This is a genomic window from Magnetococcales bacterium, assembly GCA_015231925.1.
Lineage (GTDB): Bacteria > Pseudomonadota > Magnetococcia > Magnetococcales > JADGAQ01 > JADGAQ01.
The window spans coordinates 2046-5225 of the sequence record JADGAQ010000169.1 but is presented as its reverse complement, the minus strand read 5'-3'; the positions used below and the strand labels follow the sequence as shown (position 1 = coordinate 5225).

Genomic DNA, 3180 nt, shown 5'->3' with positions numbered 1-3180 from the left:
GAACCAGGAATCGCTACTTTGCGAACCCCAACCTCCCAGCCAGTCGCCCCCGCCAAAGCCGTTTTGTCGGGTACCGAACGGTGACGCATAGCCACCACCCCAGCCGGTACCAAGTCCGGAACCGCGCAACCAGTCGTCCACATCAAACCGCCGGGGGGAATTGAACCAGGAATCGCTACTTTGCGAACCCCAACCTCCCAGCCAGTCGCCCCCGCCATTCGAGAATTCGAACGGATTCCCGAAGCTCCACGAATCGGCATCGCCAGTCGTGGACCAATCCCCAAAAAGCGTATCGAACGAGTCATTCTCATCGCCGAACATTATCGTACCTCCGTGATCTTAGCGTGTTATCGGGTGTTTGCCAAGCAATGGTTGACTCACCCCTGCCCTCGAAGGACTTTGAGTATGTCTTGCCGAGGACTCTCCATGGGAGTGGGGCGGGGGGTGGGAATCTCGTTGCCGACCTCGACAACACCATAGTGGCGTAAAAATTCGCGGTGCTGGCGTCGCCCGCTGATCAGTTGGCCATCGATCATGTTGCGATACGGCTCCATGTCGGAAATCACCGTCAAAGCGGCACGTTTTTCGCGATGCCACTCGCCGGGCTCGACCCAGCGTTGCGTGTCGCGGTCCCAGATGTAGCGGGCCATGGGATGTTTCTCCTTTCGATGTGGGTGGTGAGTTGGGAAATCCCCCAGCGCTTTGCCCAAACCAACGGCTTCGCCTTCGGGCAAATGGGGGATTCGCCAAAAAAGTGCTTCGCGGTGTTGCAAATCATCTGCAACATGGTTATTAATGGCGGGAAACAGCCGTGCGGGCTTCCGGGTTCTTCCCCGTGACCTGTTGGCGGCAATAACAAACGCATGCAGAAAGCCTGACCATGACCCGAGCAATCCCCTTTCACCTTTCCGAGCCCCGATACGGCAAGAACTATGTTGAAACCGGGGCTTGGCTCAGGTCCGGAGGCAGGCCTGCCCTTGAGGAGGAGCTGACTTTGGGCTCGCCCTGTTACACGGTGGTGCTTTCGGACACGGACAATGATCTGGACTCGGTACTCTATACCCTTTGGATCACCGGACTCTGCAATCGCAAAGGACGCTGGAAGCGCCATCTGCCGCCGATCCGGCTGGTTCATACCGGGGATTGGCTGAACAAGTGGGATCCGGCCCCGGAAGTGGCGGATTTTTTCCGCACCTTGCAGGAGACCGCCCCTCGCGATTGCGAGGTGGTGCTGCTCAACGGCAACCACGAGGTGGAGATTCTGCGCCAGGTCGATACGGGAGCCTCTTCCCGGCTCAACACCGAGCAGATCGACTTCATCCGGCGGCAGAACATCATGCTGGTGGTGGACAACACCCTCTACCTGCACGGCTACCCGACGTTCCAGTTGTTGCGGCTGTTGCAGCAGGTGCAAAAAGAGCAGGAGGGCCTCAACGCCTTCAATCGCAAGTTCCGCAAAGCCTTTTACGAAGGGCGTTACGCCTTGTATCGCGATGCGGCGGGCCTGGAGCTGCTGGGGGATATCCGCCAGGTGCGGGATTATTACGTGCAGCGCTGCATCGATGGCGAAACCCGGGGCGACAAGATCGGGCGGCTGCTGACCCAGTTGCATATCGACACCGTGATTCACGGCCATCGGCCCCACATGTTCACCCAGATCGACGACGAACTGGCCTCCGAGGTTCCCGGCGTGCGCATCATCGACAACGACAACCGGGTGCGACGCAGTCGCCTGGGCGCGGCGGTGGTGGATTGTCACGGCAATGTGGTCTTCGTCAATTTGCGGGAGATGTATCTGGCCGGTGGCGAAAAGGCCTTTCGCAAGCGCATGCGGCGCTTGCTGGCCCAGACGGTGCAGCCCAGACTGCCGAGTTGATCCCTCCCCTCCGCCAGGCGTTCACCCCCTTCGTCTGAACGGACTCCGCCGGGAAATCCCCGGCGCGGCAAAACGCGCCGGGTTCTCCATTCGCAGTGGATTTCGCTCTTGGAAAAAGGCTATCCTGGGAAGCAGCTCAACCACGCCCGGAGGGAAGCCATGAGTTCCACCGTTGTCTTCGACACCCTGAAATACGTCAAACGACTTCGAGAGGCGGGAGTACCCGAACCCCAGGCGGAGATTCAGGCCGAACTGCTGGCGGAAGCCATGGCGGAACGCTTCGCCACCCGCGACGATCTGGTCCGGGTGGAAGCCGAACTGAAGCGGGATATCAAGGAACTCGATGCCCGGATCGAAGCGACCCGAGCGGAACTGAAACGGGACATCGAGGCCACCAAGGCCGAACTGAAACGGGACATCGAGGCCACCAAGGCGGAACTGAAACGGGACATCGAGGCCACGCGGGCGGAATTGAAACGGGACATCAAGGAACTCGACACCAAGATCGAGACCACCCGAGCCGAACTGAACGCCAAGATCGAAACCGCCAAAGCGGAATTGAAGGGGCAAATCGACACCACCAAGGCCGAGTTGATCAAGTGGATGGTGGGTTTGACGCTGGGTGTGATGAGTGGAATCCTCTTCGCCGTGCTGCGTCTGGCGGGACGCTGAGCCTCTCGAAAAGGCGGTGACTCACCGGCCTGTCACCAGCAGCCATCCCCTGTCCAGTTCGGAACAGGTATTTGGGGCGACATGATCGGGTTTGGTGTTTTGCAACGCCCCGCAGTGGACCTCCCCGGCAAGGGATTTGACGTAGAAGTACAGGCCGCTGGTTTCCAAAGCGATCCAGTCCGGATTCAATGAGACCATGCGCTGCACCCCCGCCTCCCGCAGCAGCCGGTTGAACAGCGGCGCCCAGCCATCGGTGCGTGCGGCGCGACATTTTTTGCGGTACCCCAACCAGTATTTGCCCTGCTCCGTGTAAAAATAGCACGATGCCTCCTCCGGCCAGCGCCGGGAATCTTCCTGATAGATGCCGTGCAAGGCTTCCAGAGCGGGCTGACGCCAGGGGAAGGTCCATTGGTAGTAATGACGCTGCGCCCATTCCAGCCCACCCATGAACTGGATGAGCAGGAATATCCACAGCGGCGTACAGCCGACGAGGACGACCACCCCTATCAGCAGCCGGATACAAGGCAGCTCCCTCAAAGGGGGAGGAACCCACATTGTCGTTTCACCGCTCATGTTGCTGCCTCTTTTGATCGAATGGGCGGCTGATTCAACCCGCTAACGATTCACCTCTC

4 protein-coding genes are annotated in these 3180 nt (G+C 59.6%); 2 read left to right on the top strand and 2 right to left on the bottom strand.

Annotated features, from left to right (window positions below; translation table 11 throughout):
- Window positions 1-377: 377 nt before the first annotated feature.
- Window positions 378-650 (bottom strand): hypothetical protein, encoded by a 273-nt coding sequence (locus tag HQL56_15540; protein ID MBF0310932.1) that lies wholly within the window; start codon window positions 648-650, stop codon window positions 378-380.
- Between the two features lie 230 nt (window positions 651-880).
- Between HQL56_15540 and HQL56_15535 the strand changes: the two genes are divergently transcribed.
- Both HQL56_15535 and HQL56_15530 read left to right on the top strand, forming a co-directional pair.
- On the top strand, window positions 881-1876 hold the full coding sequence (locus HQL56_15535) for a metallophosphoesterase (GenBank protein ID MBF0310931.1): 996 nt from the start codon (window positions 881-883) through the stop codon (window positions 1874-1876).
- Window positions 1877-2035: 159 nt separating this feature from the next.
- Window positions 2036-2548 (top strand): DUF1640 domain-containing protein, encoded by a 513-nt coding sequence (locus HQL56_15530; protein MBF0310930.1) that lies wholly within the window; start codon window positions 2036-2038, stop codon window positions 2546-2548.
- Between the two features lie 21 nt (window positions 2549-2569).
- On the opposite strand, the gene HQL56_15525 is transcribed toward HQL56_15530, so the two are convergent.
- A complete protein-coding gene (locus HQL56_15525) occupies window positions 2570-3121 on the bottom strand; it encodes a hypothetical protein (GenBank protein ID MBF0310929.1) in 552 nt (183 codons plus the stop codon).
- Window positions 3122-3180 lie beyond the last annotated feature (59 nt).

Bases quoted from the DNA above. Each gene is read 5' to 3' on its own strand.
- HQL56_15535 (MBF0310931.1), top strand. From the start codon at position 881: ATGACCCGAGCAATCCCCTTTCACCTTTCCGAGCCCCGATACGGCAAG.
- HQL56_15530 (MBF0310930.1), top strand. From the start codon at position 2,036: ATGAGTTCCACCGTTGTCTTCGACACCCTGAAATACGTCAAACGACTT.
- HQL56_15525 (MBF0310929.1), bottom strand. From the start codon at position 3,121: ATGAGCGGTGAAACGACAATGTGGGTTCCTCCCCCTTTGAGGGAGCTG.
- HQL56_15540 (MBF0310932.1), bottom strand. From the start codon at position 650: ATGGCCCGCTACATCTGGGACCGCGACACGCAACGCTGGGTCGAGCCC.